The 22,648-nt window shown below is 41.0% G+C and carries 12 protein-coding genes; 9 read left to right on the top strand and 3 right to left on the bottom strand.

Features of this window, described 5'->3' with window-relative positions; genetic code table 11:
- The first annotated feature begins 14 nt into the window (after positions 1-14).
- From I6E24_RS05345 to I6E24_RS05305, 9 genes are all read left to right on the top strand, one after another.
- Positions 15-1,274 (top strand): efflux RND transporter periplasmic adaptor subunit, encoded by a 1,260-nt coding sequence (locus I6E24_RS05345; protein WP_235326863.1) that lies wholly within the window; start codon positions 15-17, stop codon positions 1,272-1,274.
- Between the two features lie 13 nt (positions 1,275-1,287).
- Positions 1,288-3,633: an ABC transporter permease gene (locus I6E24_RS05340; protein ID WP_235326861.1), complete on the top strand. Its 2,346-nt coding sequence runs from the start codon at positions 1,288-1,290 to the stop codon at positions 3,631-3,633.
- Positions 3,634-3,819: 186 nt separating this feature from the next.
- A complete protein-coding gene (locus tag I6E24_RS05335) occupies positions 3,820-4,500 on the top strand; it encodes an ABC transporter ATP-binding protein (RefSeq protein WP_154043934.1) in 681 nt (226 codons plus the stop codon).
- A gap of 80 nt (positions 4,501-4,580) precedes the next feature.
- Positions 4,581-6,932: an ABC transporter permease gene (locus tag I6E24_RS05330; protein WP_235326859.1), complete on the top strand. Its 2,352-nt coding sequence runs from the start codon at positions 4,581-4,583 to the stop codon at positions 6,930-6,932.
- Between the two features lie 49 nt (positions 6,933-6,981).
- Positions 6,982-9,372 (top strand): FtsX-like permease family protein, encoded by a 2,391-nt coding sequence (locus tag I6E24_RS05325; RefSeq protein WP_235326857.1) that lies wholly within the window; start codon positions 6,982-6,984, stop codon positions 9,370-9,372.
- An 18-nt stretch (positions 9,373-9,390) separates the two neighbouring features.
- The gene (locus I6E24_RS05320; protein WP_235326855.1) at positions 9,391-11,727 is read left to right on the top strand and encodes an ABC transporter permease; all 2,337 of its coding nucleotides are present in this window, start codon (positions 9,391-9,393) and stop codon (positions 11,725-11,727) included.
- A 15-nt stretch (positions 11,728-11,742) separates the two neighbouring features.
- The gene (locus I6E24_RS05315) at positions 11,743-14,082 is read left to right on the top strand and encodes an ABC transporter permease (protein WP_235326853.1); all 2,340 of its coding nucleotides are present in this window, start codon (positions 11,743-11,745) and stop codon (positions 14,080-14,082) included.
- Between the two features lie 139 nt (positions 14,083-14,221).
- Complete coding sequence (locus I6E24_RS05310) at positions 14,222-15,583, top strand: sigma-54-dependent transcriptional regulator (RefSeq protein WP_235326851.1); 1,362 nt, start codon at positions 14,222-14,224, stop codon at positions 15,581-15,583.
- Positions 15,580-16,827, top strand: coding sequence for a sensor histidine kinase (locus I6E24_RS05305; RefSeq protein WP_235326849.1), 1,248 nt, complete (start codon positions 15,580-15,582; stop codon positions 16,825-16,827). Before I6E24_RS05310 ends, I6E24_RS05305 begins: the two co-directional genes overlap by 4 nt.
- A gap of 36 nt (positions 16,828-16,863) precedes the next feature.
- Here the strand turns inward: I6E24_RS05305 and I6E24_RS05300 are convergent, their stop codons facing one another.
- The 3 genes from I6E24_RS05300 to I6E24_RS05290 all read right to left on the bottom strand — a co-directional run bounded on the left by I6E24_RS05300 (position 16,864) and on the right by I6E24_RS05290 (position 22,313).
- Positions 16,864-17,673, bottom strand: a complete 810-nt coding sequence (locus I6E24_RS05300) for a glycoside hydrolase family 16 protein (protein ID WP_235326847.1) — start codon at positions 17,671-17,673, stop codon at positions 16,864-16,866.
- Positions 17,674-17,753: 80 nt separating this feature from the next.
- On the bottom strand, positions 17,754-19,361 hold the full coding sequence (locus tag I6E24_RS05295) for a RagB/SusD family nutrient uptake outer membrane protein (protein WP_235326845.1): 1,608 nt from the start codon (positions 19,359-19,361) through the stop codon (positions 17,754-17,756).
- Between the two features lie 18 nt (positions 19,362-19,379).
- Positions 19,380-22,313 (bottom strand): SusC/RagA family TonB-linked outer membrane protein, encoded by a 2,934-nt coding sequence (locus I6E24_RS05290; RefSeq protein WP_394800364.1) that lies wholly within the window; start codon positions 22,311-22,313, stop codon positions 19,380-19,382.
- Positions 22,314-22,648 lie beyond the last annotated feature (335 nt).

Below are 22,648 nucleotides of genomic sequence, written 5' to 3'. Positions count from 1 at the left end.
AAGTATAACATATCATGGACAGAGCAATAGAAAAGAAAAAAGGAATGGCACTGGTATTCAGCAAAAAAGCGTTACCATACTGGGGTGGCGGACTGCTGTTGTGTCTTATAGGATATATCCTGCTTAGAGACAATGTGAGTACACTGAGAGTAAATGCGGAAACCCTATCAATAAACAAGGTAATGGAAGGCGAATTTAATGACTATATCCGCATCTCAGGACAGGTACAGCCGATGACAACCATACAGCTTAGTCCCCTGGAGACGGGAGTAGTGAAAGAGATATTCATGGAAGAGGGCTCGCACGTGAAAGCCGGCGACAAAATCCTGCGCCTCACGAACGAAAACCTGGACATGCAGATATTGAATTCCGAGGCCGATCTTGCGGAAAAGGAAAATATCCTCCGAAACACAATGATTTCGATGGAACAGCAACGTCTGAGCGTAAACCAGGAAATGCTGCAGTTGGAAATGGAAGTAAGACGCTATCGCAGGACATACGAATCGCAAAAATCGCTCTATGCCGAAGACCTCATCGCCAAAGAGGACTTTCTGAAGGCAGAAGAGGACTATCAGCTGGCAAAGGACAAACTGGAACTCGTCAGGGAGCGTTCCGTACAGGACAGCCTTTACCGCAGCGTTCAGGTGGAACAGATGCAGGAGAGTCTTAGCAACATGAAAATCAACATGCAGATGATACGCAGAAGAAAAGACAATCTTGTAATAACAGCTCCTATTGACGGCGAACTGGGATTGCTTGATGTAGTTCTCGGTCAGTCGGTTCCGTCGGGCAGCAAAGTGGGACAGATAAACACTCTTGACAGCTACAAGATTGAGGCTCAGATAGACGAACACTATATCGACCGTGTCACTTCAGGCCTGGAAGCGGATTTCGAAAGACAGGACGAATCGTTCCATGCCGTCATACGCAAAGTCTATCCTGAGGTGCGCGACGGAAAGTTCAAGGCCGACTTCAAGTTCAGCGGAGTACAGCCTGAGAATATCCGTACAGGTCAGACATACTATCTGAACCTTCAGTTGGGACAACCGGAAGAAGCCATTATGATTCCTCGCGGCACATTCTACCAGAAGACAGGCGGACGATGGATTTACGTGATTACCGAGGACGGGGCGAAAGCTTATAAAAGAGAAATACGCATAGGGCGGCAGAACCCTCAGTATTACGAAGTACTTGAAGGTCTGCAGCCGGGAGAAAAGGTCATCACATCGGGTTATGACAATTTCGGCGACAATGACTGTCTGGTGTTGAACTGATAAAAAGTATTGTATGAAGAGTTATTTCAGATTTTTGTCAAGAAACAAACTGTATACCACAATCGAAGTTTCCGGTATGGCAATTGCCATCGCATTTGTGGTATTCATAGGCTCGTTTGTAATACGGGAATATAATACCGATTCGGAAATTAAAAAACAAGGGAATATATATATCGGACATTCCGAAAGACTGTTTTTCGGATGTGCCACAATAAAAGAGCAGCTTGAAGGTAAATTTCCTGAAGTGGAAGATATGTGCAGAATGATGAATACGCACATCTTCGGAGGACTTAAAATGACTTTTCAGGCAGGCGATTATACCGACCGCCAGAAGGCATCAATCGTAGATGAGAATTTCTTCAGATTCTTTCCGTTTCCATTGGAAGCAGGAACACCGGAATCTGTTCTGAAAGAAAAGAACTCAGTAGTTATTTCACGTACATTTGCCAATAAGGTATTCGGGAAAGAAGATCCAATCGGCAAATCCATCAAAATCGATGTTAACGGAAATACGGCCAATCTGAACATTACCGGAATTTTCAGCGATTTCAAAAATACAATATTCTATTCGCCTGAAATAATTTACCGTATAGATTTGGTCAAGGATCTTGACAGTTCACTTGTAGGAAACGGCAACGGTTCAACTGTCCTATTTATAAAAGCTGCAGAAGGAACAGACATTCAGTCACTTGAAAACAAGATGGAAGAAGTTGTCCGGAAAGAAGACTTTCTGTATGTATATGGGCTGTGTAAAGACTTCCTTCTTACACCTTTCGATAAAATAAGCTACAGTGCAGTAGAAGCTACAGCTCCGTTCGAAGGTCTTATAGATGCAAGTTTCATAAAACTGTTTACAGCAGCCGGAATATTTCTCCTGCTGTTCGCCGTACTGAATTATATTTCGCTCACGGTTGCCCAAACAGGATTCAGGGCAAAGGAAATGGCTTCAAGGCGTCTTCTCGGAACACAACAATCAGGAATAATCGCCAGATATATATCTGAATCGTTCATTCTTACAGTTATATCTTTTGCCTTTGCGCTAATCTTTGTAAAACTGATATCTCCTCATCTGAGTGAACTTATTGGAAAAGAAATTTCTCCACTCAAAGATATGGGATGGATGGAGATACTGTTTATTATACTGCTGCTTCTGATACTTTCGGTATTATCAGGTATTATACCCGCACTTCTTGTTTCAAAGTACAAGCCTATTGACGTGGTACGCGGCAATTTTGCACGAACCAGCAAAATGACTTTAGGTAAAATTCTGATAGGTTTCCAGAGTGGAGTGGCATTCATTACGTTAGGCCTTGCAGCAGTCATGTTCATACAACTGAAGCACATGACTGAAAAGCCAATGGGATATGAAAAAGAAAACAGAATAAGCATACAGAACGCAAGCAAACCTTCGGATTATCACATTGAAGAACTGAAATCACTGGCATGTGTAGAAAAGGTCGGTTGGCTACAGTTTGAACCTATGACTCTGGGAACATCAGGAACTTCGTTCAAGATTAACGGCATAGACCAGAAATTTGATATGTATTATGGCGACCAGTCCGCTTTCGAAATACTCGGTTTCAAGGTGTTACGCAAAAACGGAGAACCACTCAATCAGTGTGCATGGCTTCCAGAATCGACAATGAGAGCCTTAGGACTTGATTATGACTGTACGCAAGTCAATCTTGATTCCGGTGGAATGTTTCCTGTTTGCGGTATTTTAAAAGACTATCATAAAGGAACTGCAAATACACAAACAAGAGGAGGATTTCTGAACATAGCGTGGATTAAGGAAATGGAGAAAGAAGAAGATTTCAGAATACTGCGAACACTTGTAGTAAAAGTTTCCGGCGACGAGAACAAGGCAGAGAACGATATAAAGGCTTTCTACAAAAGTAAAGGTTTTTCGGAAGATGAAATAGTAGTAAAAACTTATAATAAAATGATTTCCGACCTGTATTCTTCAGAACAACAAGACCTGAAACTAATAGCAGTATTCACCATGCTTACCCTTCTGCTGACTATACTGGCCATGTTTGCCATGAGTACGTATTATACCCGTCAGCACTCAAAGGAAGCAGCTCTGAAAAAAGTTATGGGAAGCAGCAGACTACAGCTTTTTATCGAGACTTCATCAGGGTTCATAAAGTCAGTAGGAATCTCCATTATAATTGCATTGCCGGTTACATGGATAGCCGTCAGCAAGTGGCTTGAAGGATACAGCTACAGGATAGACAATCCGGTATATGTTTACATTTTAGACGCAGTGATAATGATTGTCATAGCACTGCTGTCAATAAGCTGGCAGATGATAAAACTGATGAATACAAACCCCGTAAAATCTTTGAAGAACGAATAAAAAAACGTTTAAAAAAACGTGGGCAAATTTGAACTAAAACGTGGGCAAGTTTTAATCTAAATGTGGGCAAGTTTTAATAAAACGTATCAACCCCTATTTTATAAGTAAAAAACATAGAAATAATAACAACTAAAAACTCATAAACTCACAAACTTAAAAACTCACAAACTTAAAAACTCAAACAATATGATTAAAGTAACTAACCTCAGCAAAGTTTTCCGTACAGAAGAAATTGAAACTACAGCATTGAACGAAGTGTCTTTCGAAATAAACGAAGGTGAATTTGTAGCTATCATGGGGCCGTCAGGATGCGGCAAGTCAACACTGTTGAACATCCTCGGTCTGCTGGATAATCCTACAGGAGGCAGCTACGAACTGTTGGGACAGGAAGTGGCAAACCTGAAAGAACGCGAACGTACCAAATTCCGCAAGGGTAACCTTGGTTTTGTATTCCAGAGCTTCAACCTTATAGACGAGCTGAATGTGTTTGAAAACGTGGAACTGCCTCTGAAATACCTCAACATCGGTGCGGCAGAACGCAAACAGCGCGTTACGGAGATTCTGAAAAGAATGAACATCAGCCACCGTTCACACCACTTCCCGCAGCAGTTGTCCGGCGGTCAGCAGCAGCGTGTGGCTATAGCCCGTGCCGTTGTGTCAAACCCTAAGCTGGTACTTGCCGACGAGCCTACAGGTAACCTCGACTCAAAGAACGGTAAGGAGGTAATGGATCTGCTTACAGAACTGAACTCGGAAGGCACAACTATAGTAATGGTGACTCACTCACAGAAAGACGCTTCAGTAGCACAAAGAATCATCAACCTCTTCGACGGACGTATTGTGGGTGATGTAAGAAATGAATTGTAAATGCAGGTCTGATAGTTTTAAGTTTTAGAGTTTGTTATCAACAAGCTCTAAAACTTGAAAACTCAAAAACTCAAGATGATATGAATGAATATAAGACATACTTTAAGTTCCTGAGCCGAAACAAGGTTTTCACATTGGTAAATCTTGCAGGACTGAGCATCTCGCTCATGTTCATATTGCTTATATCAAACATGGTATTCAGGCAACTTACAGTGGATAAAGATATGAAGGATGCCGACAGGACGTATATAATGGCAAGCAATGAATACGCCGGAGGACATTATAATTTAGGAGACAAACTGCAAAGCCGCTATCCCGAAATAGAGGAATGGTGTGCCATTTCCGGATGTGTTGAATATCCGGTAATGTCTGAAGACAAACAGATGACTTTGTATGTAGGTATGGCAAAGAAGAACTTCTTCAGTTTCTTCGGTTTTCCTCTTCTGTATGGAAATCCTGATGATGTATTGATTTCGAATGACAATGCTGTCATAAGCCAGTCGGCAGCTATTAAGATGTTCGGAACCACAGATTGTATAGGCAAGACTTTCAAGACTATACAGCCAATGGCAACAAACGAATACAAAGTTGCAGGTATTATGAAGGATATAGACAACTCTGTCATTCCTCATGAATGGGAAATAATTTTACCATTCGAAAATATAAAATACTATAATTATGGTTCTGCAATAGAGAATACACACATGAGTAATTCAGGTGGGGCAAATCTATTCTTCCGTCTATTACCGAACACAGATCTTAACACCAAGGCTGACGATATAGTTTCATATCTCAAGACATTTTTCTGGATATACGAAGGCGGAACACAAAAAACTGTAAAATTCATTCCTATCCGTGAGTTTTATTTTTCAGACATACAGTCTTCAATAGGCCTGAAACAGTACAATTATAAGGTTGTTGTGACCTTTATAATAATAGGAGTACTCGTCCTGCTGATGGCTATATTCAATTACGTAAGTATGAGTGTGGCGCAGACCAGCTACAGGGCAAAGGAAATGGCGACACGGCGTATCTTAGGCTCTTCACGGGAAGATATATTCTGGCGAATGATACTTGAATCGTTTATACTTACAGCAGCATCTTTCATCATATCCTTCATACTTGCCCTGGCAGTGGAGCCATACGCCATGGATTTGCTTAAAGTAAAACTTGATATACTGGGCGACGTATCATATATTACAGTAATATCATACATCCTGCTTGTTGCGGTTCTGGCATTCGCGTCAGGCATCGTGCCGGCATCAATATTGTCAGGATACAATCCTATGGATGTTGTAAAGGGAACGTTCCGACGCAAGACCAAACTGGTGTATTTCCGCGGACTGAATATATTCCAAAGCTGTCTTACTATAGCATTGCTGACTTGTTCTTTCTATTTCAGCATGCAGATATACAGAATACTCAATGCTCCGCTTGGTTATGAATATGGCAGTATAATAGACTATCCGGTCATGGCGGGCAATGAGCAGATGAGACAGTTCCGCAGCGAGGCACTGAAACTGCCTTTCGTAAAAAGAGTTTCTTTCGCTTGCGGAACACCAAACGATGGAGGAAACAACAATATGAACTATTTCAACAGTGCCGACACACTGAAATGTATGAGTTTCCAGACATTTATCGCTGATTCATCATTCTTGCAGATGTTTAACATAAAGATTACTGAAGACCGCGGCCTTGGGAACACCGACGAAAGTTATTTTGTCAGCGAAAATGCCATGAAAGATTTGCTTTCAATCGGTCAGGGTCCTGATTATTACATCAACAGATATGGATATAAATGCAATATTCTCGGCCAATTCAAGGACTTCAAGATACGCTCATTGATGGGTGAAGTTCATCCTCTTCAGATGAGAATTCTTCCGGTAGAAAAAGTTTCACCGTGGAATGTGCTGGTAGAAACCACATCGGCGAATGAGGAATACAAACGCCAGCTCGATGACCTGTTTTACGAAATAATAGGCGGAATACCTTTCGACTCAAAATGGTATCATGACGAAGTGCTCAACACATACGACAATATAACACGTCTGAACAAGACTATCGTCATTTTCACATTTGCGGCACTCATCATATCATTATTGGGACTTACAGCCATGAGCCTCTACTTCGTATCACAACGCAAACGCGACATCTCCATACGCAAGGTTTTCGGTTCAAATTCATGGATGGAACAATGCAACCTGATGAAGTTCTCAATGAAATCACTGCTCATAAGTCTGGTTATTGCCATTCCGCTCATCTATTTAGGCATACGTCAGATAGACAAGTTTGTGGGATACGATCCTCACTTCCAGTGGTGGATACCGGTAACTGCTTTTGTCTTGGTGGTTGTCATTTCGTTAGGTTCCGTCTGGCTTATCAGCCTGAAAACCACATCGGACAATCCGGTGAATAATCTTAAAAGTGAATAATAAAGAACTTGATTGTAGTATCTATAACAACTTTTTAAAAATCAAAGTGATGAGAAACATTATCAGACTATTCAAAGGTGCAGGAATACTTAATCTGTTAGGTATGACAGTTGCCTTTGCAGCAATATATATTATAATGGTTCAGGTGAATTACGACTGGAACTACAACAGCAAAATCAAAGACTTGGACCGTATATTCGTTGTGACACATAAGGACTGGTTCGACGAAGGGAAATACAGTGTGAACATGAGCCGCCCTGTTATGGAATCATTGATAGAACAGTCGTCAATGGTTGAATCGTATGCTGTTCTACAAGGGAATATTCAGACTGAAATAAAAATAGCAGACGGCAATGACAACAGGACATTCGAGCTTAACACCATGCAGGTGACAAGTGGCACATACGATGTATTCGGAATAGAAGCCGTTGCAGGTACTTTCCAGGGTATAGGTGAGGAAAATGTAGTGGCACTCAGCGAAAGAGCGTCACGCAGACTGAACCTGAAACTTGGCGATGCAATTCAACTGGAAGGCGAAAAGGACAAGAGAACCGTTTCTGCCATTTTCAAGGACATGGCGATGAACTCCATATTCGGAGAAACAGATCTTCTGTACAGTAATATTTATGAGAAAGAGTCATTGGACAATTTCGGCGAATGGTCTTACAGATATTTTATAAAACTTAATGACAAGAACAACGTTAATGCTTTCAGCGAAAATGCCATCAGCTTCACTAAAAATCTGGTCAACGAAATGATTAGTTCCAATCCGGACGTGGAAGTTCCTACTCAGGAAGAGATAGACGAATACATAGGCAGGAACGCTGTAAAACTATTCCCGCTGGAAGGATTTCAGTTCGAGTTAAGAATTACAGACAATACCATAGTTTACCAATGTAACATTATCACTACAATAACATTGTTCATAGTATCAGTGCTTATACTTGTCATCACACTGATAAACTATCTGAACTTCTTCATGGCACAGATTCCGGCAAAACTGCGTTCTGTAAATACAAGGAAAATTCTTGGCAGTTCCAGACTGTCGCTCGTAATGGGCTTTATGGCTGAATCGGCTATATTGGTGGTGGTTTCGCTTTTCTTTTCATATATTGTGATAAAGATTATAGGCAGTTCCACATACGCTGAACTTATAAGCTGTCCGCTGGATCTTGGATATAATGCCGCAGTGGCGATACTGACAGTTTTTGTCGCACTGATAATGACTGTTGCGTCAAGCATATATCCTGCAATGCACGTCACTTCATTCTCTCCTGCCCTTGCCATTAAGGGTACAATGGGCACAGTGAGCAGAGGCAAGTCATTCAGATATATACTCGTGGGATTCCAGTTCTTTATATCCATTCTGTTCGTGCTGTGCGCGTTCTTCATCAAGATGCAATACGACTATATGATGAACTACGACATGGGATTCAACAAGGAATCGCTGTTCACGGCATATGTTCCGGTAAACTCAAATAACCGAGATTTATACACTACCGAACTCCAGAAGAAGACAGCTATAAAGGAAGTAGCATGGGGAGCATCATCCCTGGTCAGTGTATATAGAATGGGTTGGGGAAGGGAGTTCAACGGTAAAAATATAAGCTTCATCAGCTATCCTGTTTCATACAACTTCCTGAAGTTTATGGGTATAGATATTGTTGAGGGACGTGACTTCACACAGGCAGACGAGAAATGCGAGAAAGGTATTTTCATATTCAACGAAATTGCTAAAAAGAAATTCGGATTCAGCCTTGAGAGCAAAGTTAGCGGACATATAGGTGAAACTGATATTGCCGGTTTCTGTGAGAACTTCAAGTTCAAGCCACTTCATTATAAGGAAGAACCGTTCGCGTTCTACGTTTTCGGGAAAAAGCCATGGTGGCCTGTAAGTCACCTGTATATCCGAAGCAATCCGGGTGCCACTTACAGCGAAGTACTTCAGGCAGTGAAAGAAGTGGTGGCCGATATTTCTCCTAACTTCAACACCGAAGAAATAAACCTGAAGTTCTTCGACGAGGAACTCGGAACACAGTACCGTAAGGAACAGAAACTAATCAGCCTTATAACGCTGTTCACCATACTTGCAGTAATCATATCACTGATGGGAATAATCGGTCTGCTTATGTTTGAAACCAAGTTCCGAAGAAAGGAAATAGGCCTGAGAAGAGTTCACGGAGCAAGCATCCGCGAGATACTGGAGATGTTCAACCGCAAGTTCTTCTACATACTCCTTATAAGCTTCCTGATAGCTGCGCCTGTGGGATATATTGTAATGGATTATTACTATAGCACATTTGCCTACCGCTCTCCGTTGCACTGGTGGGTATTCCTGCTGGCATTCGTCATGGTAGCAATAATTACCGTAGGAGTTGTCACACTGTGCAGTTATAAGGCAGCTTCGGAAAATCCGGCTGAAACACTGAAAAATGAATAACCGATAAATAATAATATAATGTTCAAATTCAACAACATATTGAAAATATTGTCTCTAGGAATAGGTCTTGCCATAGGGTGTATTCTTATAGCCAAGGTATGCCTTGAATCGTCATACGACAATTTCTACAAAGGTCTGGAACGGATATATCTGATAAAACCGAATTATTCACTCAGGGGCGAAGTTAATGAATCTGACCAGGTGAGCGGAGGTATCGCTCCCGGATTCAAGAAATATGTACCGGGAGTGGAAAGCGCCACACGCACCACCTTCCTTTTTGAAAGCGAGAAATTCTATACGGAAGAAAAGGCTCTTGTAACCGGTATGCTGGTTTTGGCGGATACCGCATTCTTCGATGTTTTCGACCGCAAGATTCTGGCAGGAAACCCGAAGGAAGTATTGGCTCAGAAATTCAACGTGATGGTAAGCCGTTCGTTTGCCGAAAAGATGGGAGGCATTGACAAGGCAGTAGGAAAAATTATTTACAACGAAGAGGCGCCCAAACTAAAATTCACTATAGGAGGAGTATATGAAGATTTCCCGGAAAACGGAAGTCTGTATTACGACATTCTGCTTTCAATGGAAACTTATCCTAAGGAAAGTACTGACAATTGGCTTGGAAATGACCGGTACAAAGGATACGTAAAACTTGAAGAAGGTGTTACACCCGAATCCATCGATCCAGCCATACGCAAAATGATGGACAAGAACCTGCCTATGGAGGAACTGAAAAACAGCGGATACAAGATATGGTGCGTACTCAGTCCGTTCCATAAGCTTCATACATCCGAACCATACGTAAGGAATCTTATAATCATCCTTTCAGTAGTTTCGTTTGTACTGGTACTGATATCACTAATGAACTATATGCTTATATCCATATCGGAAATGGTGAAACGCTCTAAGGAGATAGGTATCCACAAATGCTATGGCGCAGAAAGAACAAACATATACGGTATGCTGATTAAAGAGACATCAGTATATCTGTTCTTCTCACTGCTTCTGGCATTACTGATGATATTGGGATTCAGACAGACAATAGAATATCTGCTTGGAGTCAGTCTGGAGGCTCTATTCATAAAGGAGACGATGATTGTACTCTGCGGAGTGATACTTGTATTGTTTCTGGTTTCGGCTTTGCTTCCGGGATATCTTTACAACAAGATTCCGGTAAGCGTGGCGTTCATGAACTACAAGGAGAACAAAAGGAAATGGAAACTCTGTCTGCTGTTCGTCCAGTTTATCATAAACGTGTTCCTTCTGAGTTTTGTTTTCATCATTGCCGCTCAGTACGACAAGGCTCTGAATGATAATCCGGGATATGATTACGACAACGTGTTATACTATAATGTCAGAGGGGTAGATAACGTACAGGCATCGAGAAGCGTGGAGGTAATATCATCCCTTCCTGAGGTAGTTGACGTGGAGAGGGCATACACCCTTCCATTCGACTATTGCTCCGGAAACAATGTCTATCTCCCCGGGGGCGACAGCGAACTTTTCAACATAGCCGACCAGTATGCCGGCACAGAAGGATTCTTCGAGTTCTTTGACATTCCAATAATTGAAGGACGTGTGCCTGCCGCAGAAAACGAGATTGCCGTCAGCCGCAGCTTCGTGGAGAAGATGAAAGAGTTTACCGACTGGAACGACGGCCCGATAGGAAAAGGCATTTATCTGACAGAGCATTCAGACTCTTCGGCAATGAACCTTGGAGTTCTTACTATTTCGGGAGTTTACGAGGACTACCGTATCGGACTGTTGAACAGAATGGACAAACGTCCGAGCGTACGCTTTACAGGTAAGGCAGATAATGAATATATGCCGTACATACTTATAAAGGTAAAGGACATCAATCCTGAAACAATAAACAAGATTCAGAAGAAGCTGGGTGAAGTGATTACCGAAAAGGATATGGAAGTTTTCTCATACGAACAGGTAATGAACAGTATGTATGACGACAACAAGAAGATGAAGAATACCATCCTTGCCGGAAGTATATTCTCCATAGCGATAGCCTTCCTAGGACTCGTGGGATACGTCCGAGATGAAGCACAACGAAGAAGCAAGGAGATTGCCATACGCAAGATAAACGGAGCCACCACGGCAGAAATCCTTTCGCTTTTCGTGGCCGGCATAATGAAATGGCTCGTTGTTGCCTTTATCATAGGCGATGCACTGGCATATTATGTGGCAGGACTCTGGCTGGAACAGTTTGCCGAGAAAGTCAGTCTGTCATTGCTATATTTCCTCGCGGCAGACCTGATAGTGGCTATAATAGTAGTAGCTACTGTGGTAATCTGCAGCCTGAAAATATCGAATGCCAATCCGGTATTGTCACTTAAAAACGAATAATAAACCCGAACTTATATGCAAGCACTGAGAAACATAAAATATACGTTGAGGAAATACTTCGTTCCAATGCTTATGAGCCTTATCGGTCTGATTCTGGCATTCAGCGCCTTTATGCTCATATCCGTACAACTGGACTTTGAAAAGGGATTCGACAGATTCCATCCTGACGCCGGGAACATCTACAGGGTGAATCTTTCGGACAACAATACCATTTTCCGTTCGATACTTCCTCCGGGATTTTCGGACGAGGTGATACGCTCTTCAAGCCATATCGTAGCGGGAACTGTGGTATGTCCGTTCCTTGGCGAGGTATATATCACTACTATGAAAGACGGAGTTTCCAGCGGATTCATAGAAACCGCCAATGTGGTGAGTGAAGACTTTTTCAAGGTATTTGGAATAAAGATTGTAGAAGGTGATCCCGCAACACTGTCGAAGAACGAACAGCTTGCCATTCCGCAAAGTACGGCACGCAAGATTTTCGGTAACGAATCTCCTATAGGTAAACAGGTGAAGATTAAGTCCGGTACCGGATTTCTGCGTTCCGACAAATGGACTGTAGGTGCCGTTTACGAAGACTTGCCCGCAAACTCGCAGATACGAAACGAGATATACATGAAGATTCCGGATTTCTTCCTTCAGAACTTCGGGGCAAGCAACTTTGTATGCTATCTCCGTCTGGACGACAGCGAGAATGTTTCTCTTGTGGAGGATGAATTCAACAGCAAGTTCGAGTTTGATAAATACCGTGGTCTCACCCCCATTTATCTCACACCGCTGGTTGACGTATATTTTCAGGAAGAGAAGTCGGATGGACGTGTGTTCCGGAGCGGAAGTCTCACACAATACAATGTACTGACCATTATCTCATTCCTCATAATAATTGTAGGCCTGCTGAACTTCACAAATTTCTATACCTCGCTCATTCCGTCAAGACTGAAATCCATCAACACCAGGATTATACTTGGCGAGGACACCCGTACGATACGTATGGAGATAATTCAGGAAACTGTCCTGCTGTCGCTCATAGCATTTGCCGGAGCTGTGATTGCAGTCGTTTTCCTCTCTCCTGCTGTCACGGAAATGGGAATAGTAAACACTGCATTCAGCTTCGAGAAGAATTTTTCCATTGTATTCAACACACTACTTCTGGCCCTGTCAGGCGGAATACTTTCAGGAATTTATCCTGCATTCTTCGCCACATCATATACCGGAGAACTTGCAATGAGAGGCAACTTCAACTTAAGTTCTTCTGGTATGAAAATCAAGAAGGCTCTCCTGTGCGTGCAGTATGCCATCTCGTGCTCATTGATTCTGTTCATAGCGGCAATCTATCTGCAGAACAGGATGATGCTCCGATTCGACCCGAAGTTCGACAAGGACCGCATAGCCATTGTAGGGCTGACAAGTGATATAGTGAAGAGCAAAGGCTCGTGGATAAAAGAGGAACTTCAGAAATATCCTGAAATAGAGAATGTGGCATTCACGTCCGAAAGATTCGGGGCACAAGACACTTATTGCACTGAGGGAATAGAATATAACGGAACAGACATTCCGAGCTTCCTGATATATGTCACTCCTGATTTTCCTGATGTGATGGGAATAAAGATGACAGAAGGGAAAACATTCCCTAAAACGAGCAAAGGAGACATTATAGTAAACCGGTATATGAAGGACAATTACGGTGTAGAACTCGGAAATATCCCTTCTATGGAAGCAGAGACAATAGGTATATGCGACAATATAAACTTTACGTCCATGCGCAAAAGCCAGAGTGCTGTATGCTTCATTTCTCTACCGGCTGAAAGCGGATATCTATCGGATATGTTTGTGAGACTCGCTTCCGGATACGACAGAACTGAGGCGGTATCCCACATAAAGGAGATAATCAGCAAAGTGGAACCCGAATATCCTACAGAAGTATTGTTCTACGACAATGTGGCTGCCGCACAATATCAGCGTGAGAATTCTTTCGCCAACACGATGCTGTGTTTTTCAATAATAGCCGTAGTATTGTCACTGGTCGGCGTCTTCTCTATGGTGATATTCGACATTCAGCATAAGAGAAAGGAAATAGCCCTGCGCAAAGTGTTCGGAGCAGACTACACCGATGTGCTCTGGCTGGGAAACAAGCCGTATTTCTTTATTGTTCTGGCAGGTTTTATTATCTCGATACCCGTAGCGGTGATAGCAATAAACGAATATCTCCAGGGATTTGCAATGAAAGTAAATGTGTCATGGTGGATATACCTGCTGGTGTTCCTGTTCATACAGGTGCTTACGGCAATACTCGTAGTCGTGAGATATAATTCACTGGCACTTGAATCTCCAAACATATCATTGGAGACCGAATAAATAAAAAATCTCTCTCTAATTAACCCGCAGGCTACACCTGTTCGTGACGAATGGATGTGCCTGCGGATAATTTTTCAATCAACTGGACAAAATAAACTCCAAAACTTATATTTTTGCATAACAAAGTATAAAAGTGAACATGAACAAAGCCAAAATATTAGTAGTAGATGATAATAGCGGAATAAGGGCAGCACTCCAACTGCTACTGCCTAAATACTTCAAGGAAGTAAAGGCTGTGGCATCACCAAACGTCATAAATTCACAGTTAAGAGAATTTATGCCTGACGTGATTTTGCTGGATATGAACTTCCAGTCGTCTGCCAATACCGGAAATGAGGGATTGTACTGGCTTTCGGAAATCAAAAAGACAAGCCCTACTACCGAAGTTGTACTCTTCACCGCGTATGCTGACATATCGCTGGCGGTAGAGGGAATGAAGCGCGGAGCATTCGACTTCATTGTAAAACCTTGGGAAAACGAGAAACTTATTTCTGTGCTTGATGCAGCATACAAACACAGGGATGCAGGAACAAAAAAGAAAAGCATGAAACCTGCGATAAGCCAGGCTGCGACAATGCACTGGGGAAGCAGTCCTGCAATGAAAAATATATTACGTACGGTAAACAAAATAGCCTCAACAGACGCAAGCATTCTCATTACGGGAGAAAACGGTACGGGAAAAGATGTGCTTGCGGCAGAAATACACCGTCTGTCGGACAGAGGCATGAAACCGATGGTTTGTGTGGATGCAGGAGCGATAACGGAAACATTGTTTGAAAGCGAACTGTTCGGACACGTAAAAGGAGCCTTTACTGACGCTCACACAGACCGTGTGGGAAAAATAGAACAGGCAAACGGCAGCACCCTGTTCCTTGACGAAATAGGAAATATCCCTCTTAATCTGCAGGCCAAATTGCTCAGAGTTCTTCAGAACAGAACAGTAAGCAAGGTGGGAAGTTCGCAATCGACACCTGTAGATATCCGCCTCATCTGTGCCACCAACCGCAACCTTGAGGAAATGATACGTAACGGCGAGTTCCGCGAAGACCTCTATTACCGTATCAACACCATGCATCTGCAACTTCCTCCCCTTAGAGAAAGGACTGACGAGATTATTCCTTTGGCAGAAATATTCATAAAGAGATATGCCGAGAAATATCATCGTGAGGTATCGGGCATTTCAAGTGAAGCGGAAAAAGCATTGGTTTCATGCAGATGGAACGGAAACATCCGCGAACTGCAGAACACGATAGAAAAGGCAGTAATCCTGACCGACGGTACGGAGCTTCAGCTTTCGGACTTCTGTCTGCCTGACAGACAACACACATATCAGGTACAGCCGCAAGCATCAGCTTCAGGAGAAGAGACACTGGAGGAAGTGGAAGAAAGAACCATACGCGCCGCTATGGAAAGATATAACGGCAATCTTACTCATGTGGCAAAATCGCTTAACATAAGCCGCCCTACCCTATATACGAAACTGAAAAAATATAATATATGATTTCGTATGAGAATGTCATATTAATCATTATTGCAACCGCATTAATCTCTGCAATAATTTCCGGTATGTACTATGCACGAAGGACACACCGCAAGGTTTCGTACATTCTTGACGCACTGGAAGACAAAGAGACAAATTTCCGTTTTGACGAAAAGAAAGTACTGTACCGGAGATTAAACAAGACTCTGAACAGAATACGTCTGATATTCGAAAAGGAAAAACAGGAAATAAACGAGCAGGAACGCTATTACGGACAGATGTTGGACAAGGTAAAGACGGCTATTGTGGTAGTGGAACTGAACGAGAAATTCAGCGGAAAAGTTTCATACTGCAACTTGGCAGCACTGAATATACTTGGAGTGGCAACACTGAGCAATATACGCCAACTGGCAAATGTCAGCCATGAGATACAGGAATGCTTTGAAAACATTTCCGAAGCAAACAACGAGATGCGCGTTTCTTTCTACAACGAAAAGGGACAGACCACACTTGCAGTATCATCTTCCGAAACATCATTGCAGGGAAAGAATGTAAAGATTATCGTTATAAATGACATAAGCAACGAAATGTCGCGCAACGAAGAGATGTCGTGGAACAAACTTATACGTGTGCTTACGCATGAAATAATGAACACCGTAACTCCAATAGCTTCGCTGAGCCATACACTGTCGATGGATATTACTTCATCTGAAAACAAGCCTGTAAACAGAGAAGAACTCAAATTGGGTCTTGATACAATATCCGAATCGGCCCGCGGACTGATAAAATTTGTTGACACATACCGCTCGCTGACACGTGTTTCCGCACCTGTAAAAAAAGCTTTCTATCTGCAAGAGCTAATTGACAGAGTTACCCAACTGACACGTGAACAAATCAGTGCATCAGGAGCAACATTAAGTTATATAGAGAAATCGGAAGACATACTTCTTTATGCAGACGAAGACCAGATTTCGCAAGTACTGGTAAACCTGATAAGGAATGCTATCCAAGCCAAAGCCACAACCATAGATTTAACTGCCGAAATAGACTTTTCTGAAGCCGTTGTAGTGAATATTTCTAACAACGGAACTCCTATCAGCAAAGAGAATTATGAGGATATTTTCGTTCCATTTTACACAACAAAGCAGGAAGGAACTGGAGTAGGATTAAGTCTATCCCGGCAGATTATGCGTCTCCATAACGGAAGTATATCACTGGTGTGTAGCAATGAAAAGAATACGGTTTTCAAGTTGCAGTTCAAATAACAAATATCAGAACAAATATTGTAAATCACACGACGGTTAAATCTTTGTCACTTTAACCCAATCAATCCATAACTCACCTGGCAAATCATTATCATCAATTTCTCCCGGCCATGTAGGATTACCATTCAATTCTCCACCAAGAGAAAAATTCAATATTATGTCATAAAGATACTCACAAAACGGGAACTGCATTTCTTCGGAAGGCAGATTTTGATTTTCATATCTCCATGTTTCTACACCATCAATATAGAATATTACAGCCTCTTCTGTTCTGTCGGCAGCATATACATGATATTGTGTAACATCAAAATTTGTAGGACGATTAGGATTGGTTACACCGGACGAACCATAATCACCGTTTATATAATATGTATGTACTGTCTGATATATATCGTAAGGAGTTCCTTGTACCCATTCCATTAGGTCAACTTCTCCACCTCTAGGCCATACAGGTGCATTAATAGGCATCTGCCATATTGCAGGAAAACCACCTTTTACCAGTTTTGTCAATCTTGCACGTACTTCAAGACGCGTATTGCAAGGGAAACCTGTTTTTGTTCTGATACCACCATTTTTATATACTCCGTCTTCTTTTGAAGCTTTAAGTTTGAGCACACCGTCTTCTACCTTAACATTCTCATACCCTTTGACGTATTTGAAATGTTGCGACCAGGCATTGTTTGCATGTTTACATAGTTCCCATACGGAAGTATCAGGGATAGAAGAATCACCAGAAAAATCATCCATAAACAATATATTACCATCATTATGGCCGTCGCATGATGAAACTGACATACCAAGCAATATAAAGAAAGATGATATAAGAGTGTAAACTTTTTTATACATAATTCTAATATTAAAATCAAGAAGGTTAATAAAAATAGGGTTGCCTTTTGAGCAACCCTATTATTCAAACTCTTATTATATTATTTCCATTCATCATGTTGTACGAGTTGCTTATTGGTATCAATTTCACCTTGTGGTATTGGCCATACTGTATCCTGCGGACCACGATAAGTACGGTCATAAACTCCAAAGCCATAGAACTCCTTGTCATGTTGCATACGTTTGATACCATTTTCCCAGTCACCCCATCTGTACAAATCGGCAAAACGCAAATCCTCGAATGCCAGTTCCACACGACGTTCATGACGGACAATTGCTCTCAGTTCATCCTGTCCCAAATTAGTACCTTCTACTTCCTCAATAGCCGGCATTCCGACACGGGCACGAACCTCATTGATATATTTGCTAACCTCTGACTGTGGAAGACCTTTTTCAATTTTAGCTTCAGCCATTGACAACAGAACTTCTGCATAGCGGATAATATAATAATCCAAACTTCCATCATACTCATTAGCTGTATTTTCAGGGGTATACCATTTCAAGATACAAGCTGTGGAGGATGCTGGCAGATTGTTTGTAAACTCTTTACCGTTCCATTTCATACCAGGCAACATCAATGTTGCTTTCAAACGTGGATCTCGGTTTTCGTATCTTGCATAATCAGGTTTATCTTTAGTATGTCCACCTTTTTCAAGGCTTCCTTTAAATAAAGGAGACTTATCAATTGGAAGACCATCAATACAATAAAAATCATCGCATAAATTCATTGATGCTTCAATTGCATTCATTGGACCTCCCCAACAGACTCCGAAAGTACTACCTTCTTTCAGTCCTGGACCCTTAAAGTGGACACTCAGCAAAACTTCATCACATTGTTCGTTCTCCTCTTTGAACAAATCTCTGAAGTTAGCCTCATAGTTTGAACCATCACCAGATTTAAACAGCTGTACTTTTCCTATTACATTATCGTATGCAGCAATCGCATCATCCCATTTTTCATTGAATAGTGCCATACGTCCCATAATAGCATATCCGGCTTCACGCGTCATTCTGCCTTTTGCTTCCGTACCCTTAACAGGCAAATTAGGTAAGTTGGCTTTCAGATCAGCAAGAACATTTTCCGCTATTTTAGCTTTCAATTCTTTAGGTGCTTCAGGATTTTCCAAAGTCAGAGGAGCTGTAATATAAGGGACATCCCTGAATACTGATGTCAAATTACAATATCCTAAAGCTCGTAAAGCTATTGCTTCAGCCTTTATTGCCGCTTTTGTATCATCAGACATAGGAATTCCATCTATCTTTGATATAAGAAGATTGCAGCGTTTTATCATTTCAAAATTAGCATTCCAATACATTGAAAAACATTCGTCTGTAGTAGCAGATGTTCCTTTTGAAATAGTACTTCCCAACATCCAGTCACCCCAGGTATGATCACCATTATCTGTAGAGCTTTCACGTACTAAAAAGCCAAATGCCCATCCGTCAACATTGTCGTTATATAAATTGGCAGCCTGCATTGCATCATAACAAGCAGCAAGAGCCATTACAGCATCATTTTCAGATTGCCAGTAGGTTGCATCCGAAACCTGATTAGGATTACTCAGGTCAAGAAAGCTGTCTGAACAAGAAGCTACAGCCAAAGTCAAACCGGAAAATAATATTCCTTTGTATAAATATTTTAGTTTCATAATCGTATTTTTTATGGTTTAGAAGGTTACGTTTACACCGAATGAGAATGATCTAGCATTCGGATAATTATCGTTACGGGTATCCCCTGAGCCTTTTTCGGGATCCCAGTTATTAAGTTTAGTGAATGTAAGCAAATTTGTTCCGGCAAAATAAATACGGAGTTTTGAAACACCGATTTTAGGTATTTCTCCAAATGTATAACCGAATTCAAGATTCTTCAATCGCAAATAACTTGAATTTTCCAACCAGAATGACGAGAACTGGTCGTTCATGGTATTACCCAGAGCAGGCATAGAACCATTAGGGTTAGTTGCAGACCATCTGTCAAGCCATCTGTCTGTAAAGTTACCACGGATATCAGTTGTTGTTTCCCAATTATAACGATATATACCTGCTACTCCCTGCCAGAAAGTTGACAAATCAAAACCTTTCCAACCTGCTCCCAAATTAACTCCGTATGTATATTTAGGAAATGGATTACCGATAATAGTTCTATCTTCCGGTGTGATATTAGCATCATCATTAATATCAGCATACATAATATCTCCGAGTTTTGGTTTTACACCGTTTTGTAAAATCACTTCACCCTTAGAATTAGTTCTGTTAAGGTCAGCTTCTGTTCTGTAAATACCAATGGCCTGATAAGCATAGTAAGCACCGATAGGTTCACCGACACGGTTAATGGTTTGTCCACTTATTCTTTCCTCTAATCCACCCATGTAAAGAATTTCGTTTTTCACATGTGAAAGATTAAATCCTGCATACCAATTCCAATCACCTTTACTGTCATTATAATTAACATTCCATTCCCATCCTCTGTTACGTACAGTACCTACATTTTGATATGGAGCCCCCAATGATCCCAAGAAAATGTTAGGCATAGCCAACTGCATTAGGATATCTGAAGTCTTTTTATCAAACCACTCAAATGTAGTCTGTATCCTATTATTAAGGAATCCCAAGTCTATTGCAGCATTGATAGTTCTGGTTGTTTCCCATTTTATGTTTTCGTTAGGAATAGATGTTGAAACCATACCTGTCTGAGGGTCTTTTCCCTGATCAAAGTAATAATTACCTGAAGCACCCAAACTGGACAGATAAGCATAACTACCTATTTCCTGATTACCCAATTTACCCCATGAGAAACGAAGTTTACCGAACAACCATTGATAATCTTCCATAAATGCTTCATTAGTAAATACCCAACCAGCTGATAGAGACGGGAATGTAGCATATCTGTTACTCTTAGGCATACGAGAAGAACCATCATGACGTATATTCGCTTCAAAAAGATACTTGTCCGCATAACTATAGTTTATGCGTCCGAAGAATGACTGTAATCTATATTCGTTACTATTACCTATTGCCGATGGATTTTTTGATCCTCCATCAAGTTCATAAATATTTTCTGTAGGGAAGCCTTCCTTACCTGCCGTAGTTGTAGAGCGTGAATAACTTAACAATGAGTGACCTGCCAACACATTCAGACTATGCAAACCAAATTTTTTGTTATAAGTCAAAATGTTTTCATTAGTCCATGTAGTTTCTCTCCAGTAATAATCTTCAAGTCTGTTGTTTGCTCCCGGTATTTTCAACTCATTTCCTTCAGCATCATATCTTCCCAATTCTTTCGGTTTATATGTTTTCACTGCGTTCATATTGAAAGAATAGGCCAAACTTGTTTTAAACTGAAGTCCGTCAATAATATCAATTCCTGCGTATGCTTTACCGTTAAATCTCCATGTTTCGTCTTTGCGATAACCTTCATTTATAAACTGCATAGGATTTTTAACCAGTTCTGCATTTGCCAGAGAGCCATCAACATAACCATAGTGACCATTTGAATATCTTACAGGAACTGTAGGTCTTGAAAACCATGACAAATAACGCATTACGCTCGTATCTCCACTAGGAGAAACGTATGCTGGCTGATCCACATTATTTTTATTACCTGAAAGATTCAATCCAAAATTAAAAATACCTTGCTTACTGTCTATATTAGAACGGAAAGCAAACTTTTCAGCTCCGGTTTCACGCATTATTCCTTCCTGATTTGAATATGAAACAGATGTCATATAGTGAGTATTTTCATTACCACCAGACACTGAAAGATGATGTTGGTGCATACCTGCCGTCCTGAATACCTCGTCAAGCCAGTTTGTATTAGCATAATGATCCGGATCGGAACCGTCTCTAAGTTTTTGCAAGGCAACTTCATCGTAAGTTCCGGGATTTACTTCATTTTTCATCAATGCCCAATTGTATGCATCTACATAATTGGGAAGCATAGCCTTCTGAACTGTATAGTTACCGGAATAATTGACACTAACTTTACCGGCCTTTCCCTTCTTTGTAGTAATAAGTATAACACCATTGGCTGCACGTACACCATAAATAGCAGCCGATGCAGCATCTTTCAATACAGAGATACTTTCAATATCAGCCGAAGGAATATCGCTCATTTGTGAAAGCGTCCCTTCAACACCGTCTATAATTACCATTGGATTATTATTCCCAAATGTACCAACTCCACGTACGCGTACTTCCATGTCTTCCTTTCCTGCCTGACCGCCATTCTGACTAATCATCAAACCTGGCATACGTCCCTGCAACAATGAAGCTGTATTAGATGTTGGAACATCCTGAATATCCTTTGCTGATACAGAAGAAACAGAACCTGTCAGATTAACTTTCTTCTGTGTACCGTAACCTACAACAACCACTTCATCTAATGTCTCTGAATCTTCCAAAAGAGTTAATTTGATTTCAGTTCTTCCATTAGTAGTTATTTCCTGCGTCTTATATCCAATATACGAAACAACTAAAACTGCATATTTCGATGAAAGATTTAGAGAAAAACGGCCATCAAAATCTGTAATTGTACCATTGGTTGTTCCTTTTTCAAGTACATTTACACCAATAAGTGCTTCACCTCTCTCATCAACTATCATACCAGTGATAGTAGAATTCTGTTGTGTTACTGAAACAAGATCTAGGTTTTGGTCTGTACTTGCCTCCGCATAAGCATTTATTGAGACAAGTAAACCTATGGTTACAGGAACTGACTGTAATAAACATCTCCTCCATGGAGAATTCTGTCTGAAAAAAATGTCTTTTTTCATAGGTTTTTGTTTTAAGTTAACTATTCAATAAAATTGAGTTTAAAAAAATACTGTATTGATTATTTTCCTTTTGTATTTTTCACATTGCAAAACTATATAATTGACAGTTTCATAACTTTAAAAAAATGACTTTAGATTTTAAAAAATCGACATAAATATATGAT

Source organism: Bacteroides caecigallinarum (genome assembly GCF_021530995.1).
Lineage (GTDB): Bacteria > Bacteroidota > Bacteroidia > Bacteroidales > Bacteroidaceae > Phocaeicola > Phocaeicola faecigallinarum.
The sequence above is the reverse complement of the archived record's forward strand: the minus strand, read 5'-3'. Positions and strand labels throughout refer to the sequence as shown.

Excerpts from the sequence above, each read along its gene's own strand:
- I6E24_RS05345 (WP_235326863.1), top strand. The coding sequence starts at position 15 with ATGGACAGAGCAATAGAAAAGAAAAAAGGAATGGCACTGGTATTCAGC.
- I6E24_RS05340 (WP_235326861.1), top strand. The coding sequence starts at position 1,288 with ATGAAGAGTTATTTCAGATTTTTGTCAAGAAACAAACTGTATACCACA.
- I6E24_RS05335 (WP_154043934.1), top strand. The coding sequence starts at position 3,820 with ATGATTAAAGTAACTAACCTCAGCAAAGTTTTCCGTACAGAAGAAATT.
- I6E24_RS05330 (WP_235326859.1), top strand. The coding sequence starts at position 4,581 with ATGAATGAATATAAGACATACTTTAAGTTCCTGAGCCGAAACAAGGTT.
- I6E24_RS05325 (WP_235326857.1), top strand. The coding sequence starts at position 6,982 with ATGAGAAACATTATCAGACTATTCAAAGGTGCAGGAATACTTAATCTG.
- I6E24_RS05320 (WP_235326855.1), top strand. The coding sequence starts at position 9,391 with ATGTTCAAATTCAACAACATATTGAAAATATTGTCTCTAGGAATAGGT.
- I6E24_RS05315 (WP_235326853.1), top strand. The coding sequence starts at position 11,743 with ATGCAAGCACTGAGAAACATAAAATATACGTTGAGGAAATACTTCGTT.
- I6E24_RS05310 (WP_235326851.1), top strand. The coding sequence starts at position 14,222 with ATGAACAAAGCCAAAATATTAGTAGTAGATGATAATAGCGGAATAAGG.
- I6E24_RS05305 (WP_235326849.1), top strand. The coding sequence starts at position 15,580 with ATGATTTCGTATGAGAATGTCATATTAATCATTATTGCAACCGCATTA.
- I6E24_RS05300 (WP_235326847.1), bottom strand. The coding sequence starts at position 17,673 with ATGTATAAAAAAGTTTACACTCTTATATCATCTTTCTTTATATTGCTT.
- I6E24_RS05295 (WP_235326845.1), bottom strand. The coding sequence starts at position 19,361 with ATGAAACTAAAATATTTATACAAAGGAATATTATTTTCCGGTTTGACT.
- I6E24_RS05290 (WP_394800364.1), bottom strand. The coding sequence starts at position 22,313 with ATGATAGTTGATGAGAGAGGTGAAGCACTTATTGGTGTAAATGTACTT.